Source organism: Thermosynechococcus sp. HY596, assembly GCF_030518715.1.
GTDB lineage: Bacteria > Cyanobacteriota > Cyanobacteriia > Thermosynechococcales > Thermosynechococcaceae > Thermosynechococcus.
Map to the genome: position 1 here is coordinate 529,474 of NZ_CP130346.1, position 17,777 is coordinate 547,250.

The 17,777-nt window shown below is 53.7% G+C and carries 19 protein-coding genes, 1 pseudogene and 1 CRISPR repeat array; of the genes and pseudogenes, 11 read left to right on the forward strand and 9 right to left on the reverse strand.

Translation table 11 applies throughout. The features are described from left to right. Positions 1–19: 19 nt before the first annotated feature. Together ribH and QYC28_RS02705 are read right to left on the reverse strand one after the other, a co-directional pair. The gene (gene ribH / locus QYC28_RS02700; RefSeq protein ID WP_302679794.1) at positions 20–556 is read right to left on the reverse strand and encodes a 6,7-dimethyl-8-ribityllumazine synthase; all 537 of its coding nucleotides are present in this window, start codon (positions 554–556) and stop codon (positions 20–22) included. A 48-nt stretch (positions 557–604) separates the two neighbouring features. Then, positions 605–1,057 (reverse strand): hypothetical protein, encoded by a 453-nt coding sequence (locus QYC28_RS02705; RefSeq protein ID WP_302679795.1) that lies wholly within the window; start codon positions 1,055–1,057, stop codon positions 605–607. A gap of 134 nt (positions 1,058–1,191) precedes the next feature. On the opposite strand from QYC28_RS02705, the gene QYC28_RS02710 reads away from it, so the two are divergent. Genes QYC28_RS02710 through QYC28_RS02735 form a run of 6 tightly spaced genes read left to right on the forward strand, consistent with a single transcriptional unit; the run spans position 1,192 to position 6,732 of the window. Then, positions 1,192–2,025 (forward strand): thiazole synthase, encoded by an 834-nt coding sequence (locus QYC28_RS02710; RefSeq protein ID WP_149817949.1) that lies wholly within the window; start codon positions 1,192–1,194, stop codon positions 2,023–2,025. After that, positions 2,022–3,176, forward strand: coding sequence for a glycosyltransferase (locus tag QYC28_RS02715; RefSeq protein WP_149817951.1), 1,155 nt, complete (start codon positions 2,022–2,024; stop codon positions 3,174–3,176). The genes QYC28_RS02710 and QYC28_RS02715 overlap by 4 nt, the downstream gene beginning before the upstream one ends. Before the next feature lie 52 nt (positions 3,177–3,228). Then, entirely contained in the window at positions 3,229–3,399 is a 171-nt protein-coding gene (gene psb34 / locus QYC28_RS02720) for a photosystem II assembly protein Psb34 (RefSeq protein WP_149817953.1), read from the forward strand. A gap of 40 nt (positions 3,400–3,439) precedes the next feature. Further along, positions 3,440–4,018: a tRNA (adenosine(37)-N6)-threonylcarbamoyltransferase complex dimerization subunit type 1 TsaB gene (gene tsaB / locus QYC28_RS02725; protein WP_302679796.1), complete on the forward strand. Its 579-nt coding sequence runs from the start codon at positions 3,440–3,442 to the stop codon at positions 4,016–4,018. Then, positions 4,008–5,462, forward strand: coding sequence for a CIA30 family protein (locus QYC28_RS02730; RefSeq protein WP_149817958.1), 1,455 nt, complete (start codon positions 4,008–4,010; stop codon positions 5,460–5,462). Before tsaB ends, QYC28_RS02730 begins: the two co-directional genes overlap by 11 nt. 13 nt (positions 5,463–5,475) lie before the next feature. Continuing rightward, positions 5,476–6,732, forward strand: coding sequence for an exonuclease SbcCD subunit D (locus tag QYC28_RS02735; protein ID WP_399375236.1), 1,257 nt, complete (start codon positions 5,476–5,478; stop codon positions 6,730–6,732). Here QYC28_RS02735 and QYC28_RS02740 read toward each other — a convergent pair. The 5 genes and pseudogenes from QYC28_RS02740 to QYC28_RS02760 form a co-directional block, all read right to left on the reverse strand. Next, complete coding sequence (locus QYC28_RS02740; protein ID WP_286626494.1) at positions 6,729–7,472, reverse strand: DUF928 domain-containing protein; 744 nt, start codon at positions 7,470–7,472, stop codon at positions 6,729–6,731. The two genes, QYC28_RS02735 and QYC28_RS02740, sit on opposite strands and share 4 nt — an antisense overlap. A 69-nt stretch (positions 7,473–7,541) precedes the next feature. After that, entirely contained in the window at positions 7,542–8,450 is a 909-nt protein-coding gene (locus tag QYC28_RS02745; RefSeq protein ID WP_190278180.1) for a serine protease, read from the reverse strand. Between the two features lie 112 nt (positions 8,451–8,562). Beyond that, positions 8,563–9,174 (reverse strand): annotated as a pseudogene (ureG, locus tag QYC28_RS02750) (urease accessory protein UreG). Continuing rightward, positions 9,170–10,093: a GTPase Era gene (gene era / locus QYC28_RS02755; protein ID WP_149817962.1), complete on the reverse strand. Its 924-nt coding sequence runs from the start codon at positions 10,091–10,093 to the stop codon at positions 9,170–9,172. The pseudogene ureG and the gene era overlap by 5 nt, the downstream one beginning before the upstream one ends. A gap of 9 nt (positions 10,094–10,102) precedes the next feature. Beyond that, positions 10,103–10,597, reverse strand: a complete 495-nt coding sequence (locus QYC28_RS02760; RefSeq protein WP_149817964.1) for a biopolymer transporter ExbD — start codon at positions 10,595–10,597, stop codon at positions 10,103–10,105. 76 nt (positions 10,598–10,673) lie between these two features. On the opposite strand from QYC28_RS02760, the gene gmk reads away from it, so the two are divergent. Then, positions 10,674–11,249 carry a guanylate kinase gene (gene gmk, locus QYC28_RS02765; protein WP_149817966.1) on the forward strand — a complete coding sequence of 192 codons (576 nt, stop codon included), beginning with the start codon at positions 10,674–10,676 and terminating at the stop codon, positions 11,247–11,249. On the opposite strand, the gene QYC28_RS02770 is transcribed toward gmk, so the two are convergent. Then, positions 11,246–11,968, reverse strand: a complete 723-nt coding sequence (locus QYC28_RS02770; protein ID WP_149817968.1) for an ABC transporter ATP-binding protein — start codon at positions 11,966–11,968, stop codon at positions 11,246–11,248. The two genes, gmk and QYC28_RS02770, sit on opposite strands and share 4 nt — an antisense overlap. 372 nt (positions 11,969–12,340) lie before the next feature. Next, a CRISPR array of direct repeats spans positions 12,341–14,224; the repeat unit is 36 nt; unit sequence GTGCTGGGATTCTTTCCCAGCCGAACTAATGGAAAC. Positions 14,225–14,390: 166 nt separating this feature from the next. Between QYC28_RS02770 and QYC28_RS02775 the strand changes: the two genes are divergently transcribed. Together QYC28_RS02775 and QYC28_RS02780 are read left to right on the forward strand one after the other, a co-directional pair. Further along, positions 14,391–15,404 carry a zinc-dependent alcohol dehydrogenase family protein gene (locus QYC28_RS02775; protein ID WP_149817970.1) on the forward strand — a complete coding sequence of 338 codons (1,014 nt, stop codon included), beginning with the start codon at positions 14,391–14,393 and terminating at the stop codon, positions 15,402–15,404. A gap of 14 nt (positions 15,405–15,418) precedes the next feature. Continuing rightward, positions 15,419–15,775, forward strand: a complete 357-nt coding sequence (locus tag QYC28_RS02780) for a hypothetical protein (RefSeq protein WP_149817972.1) — start codon at positions 15,419–15,421, stop codon at positions 15,773–15,775. Position 15,776: 1 nt separating this feature from the next. Here the strand turns inward: QYC28_RS02780 and QYC28_RS02785 are convergent, their stop codons facing one another. Beyond that, positions 15,777–16,928 (reverse strand): trypsin-like peptidase domain-containing protein, encoded by a 1,152-nt coding sequence (locus QYC28_RS02785; protein WP_302679799.1) that lies wholly within the window; start codon positions 16,926–16,928, stop codon positions 15,777–15,779. 74 nt (positions 16,929–17,002) lie between these two features. On the opposite strand from QYC28_RS02785, the gene QYC28_RS02790 reads away from it, so the two are divergent. After that, entirely contained in the window at positions 17,003–17,197 is a 195-nt protein-coding gene (locus tag QYC28_RS02790) for a hypothetical protein (RefSeq protein ID WP_149817974.1), read from the forward strand. Positions 17,198–17,200: 3 nt separating this feature from the next. Next, positions 17,201–17,695 carry a hypothetical protein gene (locus QYC28_RS02795; RefSeq protein ID WP_302679800.1) on the forward strand — a complete coding sequence of 165 codons (495 nt, stop codon included), beginning with the start codon at positions 17,201–17,203 and terminating at the stop codon, positions 17,693–17,695. Positions 17,696–17,777 lie beyond the last annotated feature (82 nt).

Sequence of the window (17,777 nt, forward strand, 5' to 3'; positions counted from 1 at the left end):
TCTGCTTCACCATTTGGGATTACCCATCAGCGAGAACAGGGGTACTGGGGCTGAGTTTGGCTGTGGGTGAATTGATGCTGCTGGGGAGGGTTTGCATCAGGTTTGCCATTTCGAGGGCATTGAGGGCATATTCCCAACCCTTATTGCTTTTAATGCCAGCGCGCTCAAGGGCCTGTTGCATCGTGTCGGTAGTGAGAATGCCGTAGATAATCGGCACACCCGTTTGCATGGAGGCCGTGGCAATGCCTTTGGTGACTTCAGCAGCCACATAGTCAAAGTGGGGGGTTTGGCCACGGATGACTGCCCCGAGACAAATAATGGCAGCATAGCGACGACTGGCCGCCAGTTGAGCCGCCACAAGGGGAATTTCAAAACTACCGGGCACCCAAGCATAGTCTACTTGAGAACCGTGGGGATTGGGATCAACGCCATGACGACGCAGGCAATCTTGGCAACCCTCTAGCAGCTTGGTGGTAACCAAGTCATTGAAGCGGGAAATCACAATGCCAAAGCGAGGCGTTCCCAGAACGTGATAGGTGCCTTCAAAAACAGTCATAGAGTGGAGGTGCCAAATCTTACTCAAAAGAGTATAACCTGCAACGGCCTAGGAGGAGCGATCGCCCTGCTCCACGAGGACGTCTTGGGACTGCCACTGCTGCACAATACTAGTTAACTTGGTAACAAATGGGTCAGACGCTAAATCAGGGTGAAATTCACTAATTTTTGTATTGCTAGGTGTCTCTGAAAGGCGAGAGGGAGTAGGTTCCGGCACACTAATGGGCAATGACTGGCAGATAATGGCTTCAAACTCACTGTTGAAGTGATAAATCGGTTGCTCACGCCGTTGCCATAGCTCTAAAATTTGCTCTACGGAAATGGCTTTATAGCGCCCTAGATAAAGAGCTTCAATGAGGGCGAGGCGAATCCAACGGGGAGGAAAATGGCGCAACCAGCGATCTAGGATGACCTCAACTGAGGAGCCATCCAAATCAAAGCCATATTGACGTAGCAGGCGATCGGCAGCCTGAATGGCGGCATTGTTGCCAATATGTGCCATGCACCAACTGTTGCACTCCCAAAGTTATGGTGCCTCTATGATGCCACAAGTTTTCCAAGGTCGCAGCAGTGAAGAGCGTAACCCTGATATCGTAGAAAGGCAAACCCTAGTGCTTTTCACGTCACAAGTGCATCATGGTAACTGCGCCTCCTCCTGAGCTGCTAATTGAAGATGCCCCGCTAACAATCGCTGGGCGTCAGTTCCGCTCACGCCTGATGACCGGTACGGGCAAATATCGTTCTATTGCGGATCTCCAAGCCAGTGTTGCCGCGAGTGGCTGCGAAATTGTCACAGTAGCCGTACGTCGCGTTCAAACCAATGCCCCCGGTCACGAAGGCCTCGTGGATGCTCTTGACTGGAGTAAAATCTGGCTGCTGCCCAACACCGCTGGCTGTCAAACCGCTGAGGAGGCGATTCGCGTTGCCCGTTTAGGCCGCGAAATGGCCAAGCTCTTGGGTCAAGAGGACAACAACTTTGTCAAGTTAGAGGTGATTCCCGACCCGAAATACTTGCTGCCCGATCCCTTCGGCACACTGGCAGCTGCAGAACAACTGGTCAAAGAAGGATTTGCGGTTCTTCCCTACATCAATGCAGATCCCCTGCTGGCCAAACGCCTTGAGGAAGTGGGCTGTGTTACTGTGATGCCTTTGGCCTCCCCCATTGGGTCGGGGCAAGGTCTGCGTAATGCCGCCAATATTCAAATCATTATTGATCAAGCTAGTGTTCCTGTTGTGGTTGATGCGGGCATTGGCACGCCCAGTGAGGCGGCCGCCGCGATGGAGTTAGGGGCAGATGCACTCTTGATTAATACCGCGATCGCCCAAGCGGGAAACGCCCCAGCAATGGCCAAAGCCATGGCACTGGCAACCACGGCGGGTCGTCTTGCCTACTTGGCGGGTCGAATTCCCGTCAAAGCCTATGCCAGTGCCAGTTCCCCCCTGACGGGAACAATTACGACAGCACCATGATGGTTGTCCTCCTTCTCCTGAGCCTGCTGAGTATCACGGGAAGCCTGTTCTACATTGTTGCCGCTGCCCTCACCTATCAATTTTTCACCACCCAGCGGACGACTCGCCTAGAGTCCTTACCGGCGGTCTCGATCTTGGTTCCTGTCTGCGGCTTAGAAGCAAGGGCTTGGCAAAACTGGTCTTCACTGTGCGAGCAAGATTACCCCCTCTATGAAGTCCTCTTTGGGGTTCAAGACCCCAGTGATCCAGCCATACCGCTGTTAAAGGCCATTTGCCAGACCTATCCCCACCGGGCTCGCTGGTATCTTTGTCAGCGGATTTGCGGGCTGAACCGTAAGGCCAGCAATGTCGCCCAATTGTTTACCCATGCGCGCTATGGGGTAATTGTTGAAACCGATAGTGATGTGCAAGTTAGACCCCATTACTTAGCCACTTTGGTGCAACCCTTGGCGGATCCCCAAGTGGGGGTCGTTACCTGTGGTTACATTGATCACCATCCCCGCCGCTTAGGAGCTGCGTTTCTGGCCATGGGGCGATGCCTTGACTTTATCCCCAGTGTGCTTGTTGCCCGCTGCCTTGATCGGGGACTGCGTTTTGCCATTGGGCCAACCGTGCTGCTGCGGCGGGAAGTCCTAGAAAAAATTGGTGGCTTTGAGATTGCGCTCAATCGCATTGGTGAGGACTACCAACTGGGGTATGCAGCGTGGCGTGCTGGGTATCGCGTGGAGTTATCGTCCTATATTCTTGACAATGACTGCGCTGATGAGTCCTTTTTGAAGGCGGTGCAACGGGAACTGCGCTGGTCTCGCAGTATTCGTGCCAATCGCGGCAATCAGTATTTTGGCATGGTGTTGATGTTTGGCACCGTCTATAGTGCCCTGCTGTGGGGACTGTTTCCAACCCCATGGACCCTCAGCGTCTTTCTGGGGGTTCAGGGCCTTCGCTGGTTGCAGGCGATCATGAGCATGGTCTTGATGGGCACCCCTCGGCTGCTGTTGTGGCTCTGGCTATTGCCCCTGCGGGATGTGATGAGCTTCCTGATTTGGCTGGGGGGCTGTTTTGGCAATCGCATCTACTGGCGCGGTCGCTGGTTGCGGGTCTATCGCCACGGTCAATTGCAAGAAATTGTTAAGGATTCTCAAGAGTCGTAAAGTTTGCTTGTTAGAATAGCTGCACTGTAACGCTGAATTGAGGTTTGTTTCGATGCGCTATACCACCGATGAGGGCGGTCGCCTCAACAACTTTGCTATTGAGCCTAGGGTCTATCAAGCACAGCCTTGGACACCCCAGCAAAAAGTACGGGCAGCCCTGTTGGTTGTGGGCGGATTGCTTTTAGTGGCTGGCTTGGTGGCGATCGCCGTCGGAGTGAGCTAAGCTGCTTTGTCTTGGTTTTGATACCAGCGATGCCACCCTAGTGGCAGGCCTCTATGATTTAGAGGCAGATCAACTGCTAGAGGTGAAAACATGGCCCTTGGGTCGAGAACTGGCCAGCCAACTTCACCCTTGCCTTGGGGAACTGATGGGTCGCTACACTTGGGGTGAACTAGGGGCGATCGCTATTGGCTGTGGCCCGGGCAGCTTTACGGGAACGCGCTTGGGGGTCGTGACTGCCCGCATCCTAGCCCAGCAACTGGAAGTTCCCCTTTTGGGTCTGTCTAGCCTTGGCACAATGGCGTGGCACTATCGTGATGAACTCATAGAACAGGATGGGGTGGTGTCGCGTCGTGCCCAGCAGGGGCATCAGTACCTTGGCATTTACCGTTATCAGGGGGGAAGTCTTAATTCTCTTTGGGGCGATCGCCTGCTGGCCGACCACGAAGCAGCAACACTTTTAGCTACTTGGCCTCACCCCTACAAACCCCTGAGTCCCCCCAACCCCATTGACTATGGCCGCGCTCTGCTCACATGGGCAGCCCAACAGTGGCACGATACACTAAGGGCAGGGGAAAAACTCCCCCATTGGTCAAGCGTGGTGCCCCTCTATGGCAAATAACTGGGAACTTGGTCGCTTTCTCGATACACTGCGCTTTTTTCAAGCCCTCCCCTTTGTGGGAACACTGGAGCCCCTCCGCCCTGTGCTGTCACCCCTTTTACCGGATCTCTTTAAGCCGCCCGCCTATCGGGGCAGTGGTCTTGTTGTGGTGATGGGGGCAACGGGTCGAACCGGTCAAGCAGTGGTGAAAACCCTCTTGGCTCAAGGCTATGCGGTGCGGGCAGGGGTGCGCGATCGCGCCAAAGCTGAGAATGTACTTCCCTCAGACCCTTTTTTAGACATTGTCGTTGCCGACGTGACTCAACCCTTGCCTGCCGATCTCTTGCAGGGCAGTCGGGCGGTGATCAACTGTGTTGGGGCAAAGGTACAGCCCAATCCCAACGCGCCACCCCCCGGCCTTGAAATTGTCGGTGCGAGTCCAGAGGCGGTTGAATTTGAGGGCATGCGGCATTTGTTGGAACGTGCCCAACCCTATTTTCAAAGTCAACCCAACACCTATCCCCTCTTTGACTATCGCTATCCCACGCCCCCCCTGAAGGAAGTTTGGGGTGCCCTCGATGATGTGGTCATGGGCGGCGTCAGTGCCAGCCAGTTTTACCTCAAGGATCACAGCGCCCTCTTCACGGGGCTGGTTTCTACGGAAAATTCTGGGGGGTTTGTCTCGATTCGCACCCGCAACCTCACCCCAGCCCTCAATCTCCAAGGCTACACGGGCATTCAACTGCGGGTTCGCGGCGATGGCCAGCGCTATAAATTTTTCCTACGCAGTGACCCCGCTTGGGATGGCGTCGGCTATGCCATGTCCTTTGATACGGTGGCCGATCAGTGGATCACGGTTGAATTGCCCTTTAGCCACTTTATTCCGGTGTTTCGGGCCCGCACTGCCACCAATGCGCCGCCTCTAAATGTGGGGCAAATTTACTCGCTGCAACTGATGCTCAGCAAATTTGAGTATGACGGTGCCCTCAACCCCCACTTCCGCCCCGGCACCCTCAGCCTTGAGATTGAGTCGATTCAAGCCTATGGAGGGTTGCCCTTGCCCCGCATGATTCAGGTGAGTTCTGCGGGGGTGACCCGTCCGCAACAAGCGGATCTTGACCTGAAGGGGCAGCCCTTGGCAGTTCAATACAACGACCAACTGGGGGGCATCCTCACTTGGAAACTGGCGGCAGAAAATATGCTGCGCCAAAGTGGCCTGCCCTATACGATTGTCCGCCCCTGTGGTCTGACGGATCAGCCCGGTGGCAAAGAGCTGCGCCTTGATCAGGGCGATCGCCTGACGGGCTCTCTGAGTCGCGAAGATTTAGCGGCGTTTCTGGTCAGCTTACTGAATTTGCCCGTGGCCTGCTATCGCACCGTAGAAGTGGTAGCCACAGATCAAGCCGCCGAGGCCTATCCCAATTGGGCAGCACGCCTTGCCCAAATCCCTAGCGATCGCCCCTAGGAGACAGTGGGAAATGGTGCGTTTCCTCCATGTTGCCGATGTCCACCTTGGCTTTAATAAGTACCGTCAAGAGAATCCCAATCGCACGTTTGATTTTTTCACCGCCTTTGACAGTGCCCTGCAAACCTACGCCATCGAGGCACAGGTGGATTTTGTCCTGATTGCCGGCGATCTCTTTGAGGAGCGGCTGATTACCCCCGGCATTCTCAATCAAGCGGAATACGTCCTCGACAAGGTGCGATCGGCGGGGATTCCCGTGCTGGCGATCGAGGGCAACCACGATAACTGCCCCTACGGTGTCAAGTCCAACTGGCTCCGCTACCTCTGTGAAAAAGACTATCTCTATCTACTGGAACCTGACGAAAGTGGCCAATTACAGCCGTGGGACGCCGAGGCAGCGCGGGGTGGCTATATGGATCTCCCCTGTGGCGTGCGCGTCATTGGTTCCCAGTGGTATGGTGCCAGTGCCCCCCGTGCCATTCAACAGCTTGCCAGTCAAATTCAGGCACTACCGCCCGCTGCTGGTGCGACGATTTTGCTCTTTCACCACGGCCTTGAGGGGCAAGTCTCCCGTTACCAAGGGGCATTGCGCTACAACGAACTCCTACCCCTGCGCCAAGCGGGTGTAGATTACCTTGCCCTAGGGCATATCCATCGCCATTACGCCGTTGAGGATTGGATCTTTAATCCCGGCTCCGTTGAGGCCAATTCGATTCAGGAAAATCAGCAGCAAAATCCGCGGGGGGTGCTGTTGGTCACCCTTGAGAAGGGGTCACCCCAAGCGGAACTCAAGCGCGACTATTGGCAGCGTCCCATCCATCGCTACACCCTTACCCTCACCCCCAGTGACACCGTGAGCCATGTGGAGAGCCAACTCCAGCAACTGGTGCAGCGGCATCGGGCAGACATGGCAGAGGCGATTGTCGAAGTCACCCTAAAAGGCGAAGTGGGGTTTGAGCGCGGCGATTTATCTGTGCGATCGCTCCAAGAGCAACTGCAAGAGGCAGCCAATGCTTTTATCTTTCGATTGGGGTTTGCCGCAACCCCTGTGGCCTATCAAACCTACCGTGATGCGACGGCTGAACCACCCCCCCGCGCCCAGATTGAAGAACAGGTATTTATGGATCTGCTGGCCAGTGTTGCTGAGTATCGCGATCGCGCCGAACCCTTGGCCAAGGTGCTGATGCACATCAAAGAAGATCTGCTACAACCCAATGCCAATATTCCTGACCTCTACCAGTGGCTGGCAGACCTCTCCCTAGAGAGTTAGGGCTGGGGTGGTAATGGGATGAGGGGTTGATTCGCCACATTGGCCAACTGGACAGCGGGAGACTGCAACAGGGCTTGCCATTTTTGCTGGAGCTGGGCATTCCGCGGCTGCGCTAGGCGTTGTTTGGCCAGTTGATTGAGGGTGTCGTACCAGTAGCCCGCCATGGCAAAGGCATCCGCCACATCCTTAGCTTGCACGATTCGCTGCTGTTGGCTTGGCGATAAGGGCATCGGTCGGAACCAACTGACGGTTTTGACGGCTGTGGTGCCATTGGTACAGGTGAGGGTGAGTTGCCACTGGTAATCCACCCCATTTTTGAGGGCAACATTCTCCACAGGCCAGCCAATAATACCCGCTTCCGTGGGGGCAGGACGCTCTTGGCGATAGACTTCTGTGCCTTGGGGATCCCGCAGCGTCAGGGTTAGGGTTGCGCCCTTGTTGGCGGGAATGAAGCTATAGAGGGTAGGGGTGGGGGTGCTGCTAAGGCCATTGTTATCCTTGGGCACAAGGGCAACCACAGTTTGTTTTGGCTCAGTTAGACAGCTTTCGATGCCACCAGTACTTTCCCGCAGTAGCATGGGACGGGCAATCCGCGTTGCAGCTCCCTCACGGTTACCGGGGCGGCCAATATTAGCGGGTGGACGATAACTTGCCCAAGAGGCATGGGCGATCGCCCCAATCATGACCACTGCCAAACTTAGGGGAATGGCAATGGGGCGGATCCCAAATTGAATAGCCATATCACTCAATCCTCGCAATTGAACAGGCAATGAACCGGGACTCAGTTCAACAGGTCATTGGAATTCTTTCTAAAAACTAAAGATGTTGCGAATGACGCTGACACCCGTATTGACGGTATTCAAAATTGAATTGATGTTCTCAATGCGATCGCGACTATCGGGTTGACTCGGTGCGGTCACAACCACAGGCGCAGTGCCACTGGCGATCGCCTGATTATCTACTTGCAGAGAGAGAAATACACCCGCCGCTGGCGCACCCGTCAGAAAGGTGTTAATCGGAATCGCGTAATTAAACCCCGGCTTAATCAAGCTGGCAATGCTCGCTGCCGCCTCTGGACTCAAGCCTTGGCGCTCAAGGGAGCGGGGGTCTTCTGTATCACCGAGACCATGAACCCCGACCACACGCCCTGCACTATCCAAAACAGGGCCACCACTCATACCGCGACGGGTAACATTGGTGTAGATCATTTTATAGCCATCAATGGGTTCAATCAAAAAGCCGGAGATACGGCCATCGGTAAACTGCCGCACTAACTGACCACTGCCCCCCGGCTGCGGCCACCCCGAGATAAAGACCTGCGACCCTTCCTTGGCAAAGTCAGAGTTTGTCAGCGTAGCCACCTGATAGTCTTTTTTCTCGCTTGTGAATTCCACAATAGCTAAATCTGTATTCGGCAAAAATTTAATCTTACTGAAATCAACGGCGTAGGCCTGCTGATCAATGGGAATCACGCGGTAATTATCCTTACGATTGACAACGTGCTTTGCCGTAAGCACATAGTAGGTCGAACCGGAGCGGGAAATAATGGCACCAGAACCGTGGGAATCTTTCCCCACAATCAAGACTGTGATGTTGCGGGCAATCTCGTTAATTTGCTCACCACTCAGGGGTTGGACTTGACCCACTGCGGGTAAAGCCATTGCCACTAACCCCGTTGCTCCGAGCATCGCACCCCTCACCCCTGCGTAGTTCATCATACTTCCTACCTGACGACACCGATAGGACGATTCTAAGGGGCAAATTGTTGCCGTGCCAGTGATGGTGATCAGTGATTTTTTGTGCGTTGGGTCAACTTCCGTACCATCCTGTTTAGGCTGCTAAATGGGATGTGAGAAAGGCAATCACCTGATCTAGCCCAAGGCCAGTTTTCAAGTTCGTCATCACATAGGGGCGATCGCCCCGCATTTTCGGGGTGTCCCGTTTCATTACCTCTAAATCAGCACCCCCATAGGGGGCAAGATCAATTTTATTAATCACCAATAAATCCGACTTGGTAATCCCCGGCCCGCCTTTACGGGGAATTTTATCGCCAGCAGCCACATCAATCACGTAAATCGTTAAATCCACCAGCTCTGGGCTAAAGGTCGCAGCCAAATTGTCACCGCCACTCTCGACAAAAATCAGATCCAAAGGCTGAAGCGCCGTCTCCAATTGCTGAATGGCCGCGAGATTAAGGGAGGCATCTTCCCGAATAGCGGTGTGGGGACATCCCCCCGTTTCAACACTGAGAATTCGCTCGGGGGGAAGGGCTTGGGAGCGCACCAAAAACTGGGCATCCTCTTGGGTGTAAATATCATTAGTGACGACCGCTAGGCGATAGCGATCGCCCAAAGCTTTTCAAAGGGCATCCCCAAGGGCGGTTTTACCTGACCCCACAGGCCCTGCCACATCCACTCGCAATGCTGTCTCCCTCGGCTTAATCCTTCTCAATGCGATAGCCCAACTCCGCCAAGCGCAACCGATCCTGTCGCCAGCGGGGGCGTACCTTGACAAACAGTTCTAAGTAAATCTTGCCCCCAATGAGGGTTTCAATTTCTTGGCGGGCAGCGGTGCCCATTTGTTTGAGCAACTGACCTCCTTGGCCAATAATAATCGCCTTTTGCGTTGGACGCTCCACATAAATCACGGCGTGGACACGGGTGAGCTTGCGATCCTGCTGCACCTGTTCAATGGTCACGGCCACCGAATGGGGGACTTCCTCGCGGGTGTGGTGCAAAATTTGCTCACGGATCAATTCCGCCATGATGAAGCGCTCTGGCTGATCGGTGACCATCTCTGGCGGATAGTAATAGGGGCCAAGGGGCAACTGCGCTGCGATCGCCGATTGCAGCAAACCCACTCCCTCTCCCGTGAGCGCCGAGCAGGGATAGGTTGGCCAAGGGCCAAGGGTTTGATAATCCTGTTGCCGCTGTGGACGCTCCCCTTCTGGCAGCAGGTCAATTTTATTGATGGCCACCAGCACAGGAGATTGGGTTGTGGTCAGGAGATCCGCCACATAGCGATCGCCTCCACCGGGAGGACTGGCAGCATCCACCACAAAGACAATCGCATCTACCCGATTGAGAACGCCCTTGGCATTATGCACCAGCACTTCTCCGAGCCGATGGTGGGGCTTATGGATACCCGGTGTATCCACAAAGATCAATTGCGCCGTTGCCGTGGTCAGGATGCCCCGCAAGCGATTGCGCGTGGTTTGCGCCACCGGTGAGGTAATGGCCACCTTCTGACCCAAGAGATGGTTAAAGAGGGTAGACTTGCCTACATTGGGACGACCCACTAAGGCGACAAAGCCAGAGCGAAAGCCCTCTGGGGCAACAGGAATACTGGAAATGGGTTCCACCGTGAGTCCCTATGGATTGGAGGGCGTGGGTTGATCGTTGGCTGGTGGCGAGGGGAGAGGGTTAGGACGGGTCTCCGTCCTCAGCACCGGTTGTTCTACCGGTTGAGTCGCCAAGGCCACACGATTGCCTCCTACTGAGCGCAGCAGATCCAAAACTTGAATAACTTCGTTGTAGCTCACCACCTGGGATGCCCGCAAAATCACCACCCCTTGCGGATTCGTTTTCAAGTAGGTGGCCAAGCGTTCATAGAGTTCACTGCGGTTGACGGGGTCTTTATCCACAAAGAGTTGCCCCGCCGGATCAATGCTCACCACCAGCATCTTTTGCGACTGCGCTTGACTGGTGCTGGCTTGGGGCAGATTCAAGGTAATCGCCTGCTGCCGCGTCAGACTCACCGCCGCCAAAATAAAGAACGTGAGGATACAAAAGACCACATCAATCAGCGGCAGCATTTCAATGCGAGCATTTTCACTTTCACTGGGCAAATGAATCTTCACGGCCATTCCTCAACCACGCTGCCTCAATGATAAAACTCTGAGCAAACACAGTAGGATCAAAAAGTTTCCCACCCGTGCAGTTATGACCAGTGCAACGCCCCAGCCCGGACAACTCATTGTGATTACTGGCCCTAGTGGGGTCGGCAAAGGGACGCTCCTACGGCAACTGCGACAGCGACATCCCGAACTGGCACTTTCGGTTTCAGCAACGACCCGTCCGCCACGCCCCACGGAGGTTGAAGGGGTGGATTACTATTTTGTCTCTGTAGAAGAATTCAAGGGAATGATTGCTGCTGGGCAACTCTTGGAATGGGCAGAGTTTGCCGGCCACTACTACGGTACCCCACGCGATCCGTTGCTGCAACTCATTGCCCAAGGAAAAACCGTCATCCTTGAAATTGAACTGCAAGGGGCACGCCAAGTTCGCCAGTCCTATCCTCAAGCGCGTCACATTTTTATTCTGCCGCCATCTTTAGCGGAACTTGAACACCGTCTGCGTAGCCGTGGCCAAGATAGTGAGGAGGCGATCGCCCGCCGTTTAGCTCAAGCGGAAACCGAAATTGCTGCGGCCCCAGAATTTGATGTTCAAATTGTCAATGATGATTTAGAAAAAAGCCTGATTGCTCTCGAAACAGCAATTTTTAGCCCTGTGCCCTAAGGCTCTGCCCGCACAATTCCGAGGTAGAGTTCCCCCACTTTAGGGTCATTGAGTAATTCGCTGCCCAATCCCTCATAGCGATCTTTGCCCATTTCCAAGACATACCCGCGATCGCTCATGGCAAGGGCTTTCCGTGCATTTTGCTCCACCAAAATAATGGCCGTCCCTTGGGCATTAATCTCCTTGATTTTGGCAAAGACATCATTGACGAGGGCTGGGGAGAGAGCAGCGGAGGGTTCATCCAAGACCATAATTTGGGGATCCAACATCATGGCGCGTCCCATGGCCAGCATTTGCCGTTCTCCCCCCGAAAGGGTACCGGCCCGTTGCTGTCGGCGCTCAGCCAAGCGGGGAAAGGTGTCATAGACTCGCTCTTTGAGGGCTTTGAGGTTGCCTGTCTTGGTAAAGGCACCCATCTCCAGATTTTCTTCAACCGTCAGGGTACGAAAGACATTGGCAATTTGCGGCACGTAGCCAATTCCCTTTTTGACGATTTGGTTGGGACGTAAGTAGGTAATATCTTCGCCGGCGAGGGTAATTGTGCCGAGGCGGGGCGTCAGCAACCCAGCGATGGTTTTTGCCAAGGTTGATTTTCCAGCCCCATTAGGGCCAATCACCGCTACCAGTTCTCCCGCTTCGAGGCGAAAGTTTACCCCCCGCAAAATATCCACATCGGGAATATAACCGGCATAGACATCAGACACTTGGAGCAAGCTCATGGTTCAAAAACACATCGCCAGAGGTTCAACATCCTCAGTATAGAGGTTTCGCCCTGTGTCCCTAATTTTGCTCCTGAAGGCAAGGGATTGCTGTGGTGAATTGAGAGCCTTGAGGGGTTGATCAAGCACCTCTGGACAAAAATATCCTCTCAGCTCGGCAATTTTCTCAAACCCAGTCTCCACAACGCTTTGAGCAATTTCTAACAGATTTAGAGGTGCTTGAATTTTCCCGAAATTCAGTTCCAGAGTGACTTTCACGCCCTGTGACCCTGCGGATCTAAAAATTTTACAAAAACAAAAAAATGATCCCGTCTAGGTGCTTGAAAATGACCTGTGCTATAGTAGTCGTAGAGCGCCTTCTAGGAAGGTGCCGTGCTGGGATTCTTTCCCAGCCGAACTAATGGAAACTTTTTAGAATAGGCAAGCTCCATTGCCTCTTTCAGTGCTGGGATTCTTTCCCAGCCGAACTAATGGAAACTGCAAGAGTATCCTATTGGCTAAGAGATGGGCGCAGAAGGTGCTGGGATTCTTTCCCAGCCGAACTAATGGAAACATGTTATGGCTGATTTCTCGGCATTTAATTATGAGTGCTGGGATTCTTTCCCAGCCGAACTAATGGAAACAGGATTTTGATGAGTTTTTTAGTACAGAAGTAAGTGCTGGGATTCTTTCCCAGCCGAACTAATGGAAACTGTCTCAGAAACAACAGATGAGCGAGTTGTTCAAGTGCTGGGATTCTTTCCCAGCCGAACTAATGGAAACGCTTCAGGGGTGAAGCCAAAATCCTTGGCGAATAGTGCTGGGATTCTTTCCCAGCCGAACTAATGGAAACCTCTGGGGCTGAAGTAGTAGTAGAAGTCGGGGACGTGCTGGGATTCTTTCCCAGCCGAACTAATGGAAACGCGCAGTCTCAAAACTTGAAAAAACAAGATGCTGAAGTGCTGGGATTCTTTCCCAGCCGAACTAATGGAAACAATCCTGCGCCAAATAATATTCCTGCCTTAGCTAGTGCTGGGATTCTTTCCCAGCCGAACTAATGGAAACGAATCTTAGCGGTTCTCCATTTCTTCCTAATTGTGTGCTGGGATTCTTTCCCAGCCGAACTAATGGAAACTAATTTGAGATCATAACAGGGGCAAGAGGTGTGTAAAGTGCTGGGATTCTTTCCCAGCCGAACTAATGGAAACTCTTCTTCACTCTCTCCTAGTTGCTCCATCAACAAGTGCTGGGATTCTTTCCCAGCCGAACTAATGGAAACTCTTCTTCACTCTCTCCTAGTTGCTCCATCAACAAGTGCTGGGATTCTTTCCCAGCCGAACTAATGGAAACTCTTCAAAGAAGCAGATATGTTGTCTGCCTACATTTGTGCTGGGATTCTTTCCCAGCCGAACTAATGGAAACACGGGGGAGGAACAGAAAGAGGACGGGGAGGACGGTGCTGGGATTCTTTCCCAGCCGAACTAATGGAAACTGCATTAACTCGTGCACGACTACATACAGCTGCCGTGCTGGGATTCTTTCCCAGCCGAACTAATGGAAACTAGAAGGTGTGCGAAGGCTAAGTTTAAGCTTATTAAGTGCTGGGATTCTTTCCCAGCCGAACTAATGGAAACTTATGGGCAAGGTTATGGATTTCTTCTTCAGAAAATGTGCTGGGATTCTTTCCCAGCCGAACTAATGGAAACGTATTGCTGAATGATTGCTGATTGCTGAATGATTGCTGTGCTGGGATTCTTTCCCAGCCGAACTAATGGAAACGTTCCAGTCACAAACACTGCTTTAGAACTTATTGAGTGCTGGGATTCTTTCCCAGCCGAACTAATGGAAACTATCCTGCAGGGCATTTTATTTACCGTCAAGAAAGTGCTGGGATTCTTTCCCAGCCGAACTAATGGAAACATAAACTTCATGATTTTCTCGATCGTCGAGATATCCGTGCTGGGATTCTTTCCCAGCCGAACTAATGGAAACTTAAAGGCAAGCCAACTAAACATTATTATGGGCATGTGCTGGGATTCTTTCCCAGCCGAACTAATGGAAACGGAAATGCCATCGAAAAAATGGTCCAGCAGTTGAAGTGCTGGGATTCTTTCCCAGCCGAACTAATGGAAACCAGATCCTCAGTTTTGGTTGCGGCAAAGCGATCAAGTGCTGGGATTCTTTCCCAGCCGAACTAATGGAAACAATAGCTGGAGATTGACTAAAGTCTAAGGTTTTAGCGTGCTGGGATTCTTTCCCAGCCGAACTAATGGAAACCCTTCCTCCTAAGAAGGGGCTGCAGGGGGGAGATCAGTGCCTGAACCTGAGGTGGTAAGCAAGGTCGCGGAACCAGTAACAAGCATCCCTGACCTTTAGGGCGGGCAGTGTGTCAAAATTGGGGTTAAGTCCTGTACCCAGCGGAGTCAACGGAAACGCAGCAACAATGAAAGCCGTTGCCATCACAGAGTTTGGCGAACCCGATGTTTTAGTGCTGCGGGAGATGCCTGAGCCGCAGATTCAAGCTGCCAATGAGGTGAAAATTCAACTGCGGGCGGCCAGTGTGAACCCCATTGATACAAAGCTGCGACAGCGGGGAACATTTTTTCCCGATCGCCGGCCCGCCATTCTCGGCTGTGATGGCGCAGGGGTGGTCGTGGCTGTGGGTGCAGCGGTGCAGCGGTTTCGCGTAGGGGATGAAGTTTATTTTTGCTATGGGGGCTTGGGCGATCGCGGCGGCTGCTATGCCGAATACACCGTTGTTCCTGAAGTTGCCGTTGCCCACAAGCCCAAAACCCTTTCGTTTATTCAGGCCGCTGCCTTGCCCCTAGCGGTGATTACGGCTTGGGAAGCCTTGGGCGATCGCGGGGCAGTGCCACCTTTGAATGTCCTCTCCACCGCAAAAACCGTTCTCATCCATGCCGGGGCGGGCGGCGTGGGGCATCTCGCCATTCAACTGGCGCGGCGATCGGGGGCAACAGTTGCCACAACGATTAGTTCCGCAGCCAAAGCCCGTTTTGCTGAACGTCTCGGAGCCACCCTTGCCATTAACTACACCACCAGTGATTGGGTACAGGCAGTCTTGGACTGGACAGGGGGCAAAGGAGTTGATTTTGCTCTTGACACCGTCGGCAGCACAACCTTTAGTGAAACCTTCAAAGCGGTGCGTCCCTATGGCACCCTCGCCACCCTCTTGGAACCCGCCGCCGATACGCCGTGGAAGATTGCCCGCCAACGCAACCTCTTGATCCAACTCACACTGATGCTGACGCCGCAACTCATGGGGTTGAGTGATGCCCTTGCCCATCAGGGAAAAATCCTTGAGCAGGTGGCCACCCTTGTGGATCGCGGCGAACTAGAGGTTGTTGTCGATAAAACCTTTCCCCTCGGTGCAGCGGCGGATGCCCATCGCTATCTCAGCCAACGCTTGGTGCAGGGTAAGGTGGTACTCGTCCCATAATTGGGGATTTTCTGATGGTTGCTCAGATTCTTGCCGCCCTTCTCATCGGGCTAGAACAGGCTCAAGGGGTGCCGACATGGCTCAGTCAAACGCCCCACAGTGATGTTTATCGGGTTTGCCGCATTTTTAACGGACGCCTTAGCTATTGTGGCCGGTGGTTCACAGGGGAAACGGTGCTGTTGCAGAACAACCTCTATCGCACCTGCCGCATCTTTAATGGGCGCCTCAGTTATTGTGGCCGGTGGTTCACAGGGGAAACGGTGCTGTTGCAGAACAACCTCTATCGCACCTGCCGCATTTTTAATGGGCGCCTCAGTTACTGTGGTTGGTGGTTCACGGGGGAAGCAGTACTGTCGGAGCCTCGACGCTAATTTATTCTGGCTGCGAGGAGGGATACAATTCTGGTGGCATTGGCTCCGGTTGCAGGCTCACGGTTTGCCGGCGATCGCCCCGTTGAATCTCCAAAGTCACTTTCTCCCCCAACTTTGTTTGCTCAACCACGCTTTGTACCTGTTGGGGGCTGGGTTGATTGAGATCGTTAATTTTGGCAATCCAATCTCCCACTTGCAGCCCCGCTTTAGCCGCCGGCGAATTGGGGGCAACACCAACGATTAGCGTCCCTTGGGTTTGATTCAGTGTCCAGTTGGGCTGATCTTGACGGATTTGGGCAGCCACTTCTGGCGTCAATTGCACCATGCGAATCCCCAGATAGAGGTGCTGGGCGCGCCCCGTAGTAATAATCTGTTCAGCAATGCGATAGGCCGTATTAATGGGAATGGCAAAACCAAGACCCTGCGCTTGGGAAATCACGGCGGTATTGACGCCCACCACTTGACCAGCAGCATTCAGGAGGGGGCCCCCGGAATTGCCCGGATTAATCGCCGCATCCGTTTGAATGAAGCTCACCCGCTTATCGGCAGCGCCAATTTCATTACTGGCACGCCCCGTTGCACTAATAATGCCGGCGGTTACGGTGTTACTTAGCCCCAAGGGGTTACCGATGGCGATCGCCCACTCGCCCGGGACAAGGGTATCCGAATTCCCCAGCTGTACGGTGGGTAAATTTTCGGCATCAATTTGAATAACAGCCACATCCGTCAGGGAATCAGCACCCACCACCTTGCCGTCATATTGGCGACCATCGGGGAGCGTGACTCGCACGGCAGTAGCCCCCTCCACCACATGGGCATTGGTCATAATCTTGCCATCGGGGGTAAATATAAACCCAGAGCCTTGACCTTGGCGCAGCGGCACATCTGGTATTGGAAAAGGATTGAGAAAACTATCCTCTTGACTGCGGCGCAGGCGTAGGGTATCAATGCTCACCACTGCTGGCCCTGCCTCAGCAACCACCTTGGCAATGAAATTCTCCCCCGCATTGGGTCGCTCCGTGGGGGCAAGGGGAGGCAAAGATGCCCCCGTATTAGGGGTGGGGGAGTTGCGATCGGGCAAACGCAATGGACAGCCCGTCAGTGCCACAAGGGCGATCGCCATCCCAACGCAACTCAACCGTGTACGAACCATACTCAACTCAACTCGGCAGCAGATCCACTCTAGCCTTATCCTGAAAATAGTGAGTTTGTCGAACCTCTGCTGGCATGCTGACTGTGATTAGCTACCTCGAACAGCCCATGACCTTTGATAGTTTCTTTGGACCTGTGACCCTGCAGCCCGGTCGCAATGAAAATGTCGATGAGCGGCGCTGGCGCAACTGCAAAACCCACAATGCTGACCTGCAAGCGCTGCTCAAAAAGGGGCTTATTGTGGTCGAAGACGTGGGGGTCAGCTCATAGGCCATGACGGATGCAGTCGCTGCCCTCTTTCAGCAAGGGCAACAGGCCTTCGAGCGGGGAAACTACCAACAATCGATTGTTCTTTTAGGACAGGCGGCGGCGCTGGCGGAGGGAAATGCGGTGCGATCGGGGGAAATTAGCCTCTGGTTAGTCACGGCCTATAGTGCTGCTGGCGATCAAGGGGCTGCCGTCAGCCTCTGCCGTCAACTCCAACAACACCCGGATCATCACACGCGGCAGGAAAGTCGTCGCTTGCTAGCGATTTTGGAGGCTCCCCAACTCAAACGCCGTCCGGAATGGTACAGCGAAATTCCTGACCTATCCCATGTGGGCGATCGCGCCTACACGTCCCCCTACAGCCGTTCCCCGAAAAAGCCATCGGCTGCCCCCCCAAAACCCCAAGAACCACCGCCCCCTGCTACGCCTTTACCGAATGCCTTCATCTGGCTTGCCCTCACGGGCTTGGGCGTGGTCACACTCTTGGCAGCTTGGTTATAGTAAACTTCCCACCGACTAAAGTCGGGGGCTTTCAGTATCGGAATTTAGGAACACATGGGTAGAGAGCCACGGCAAGGAAACG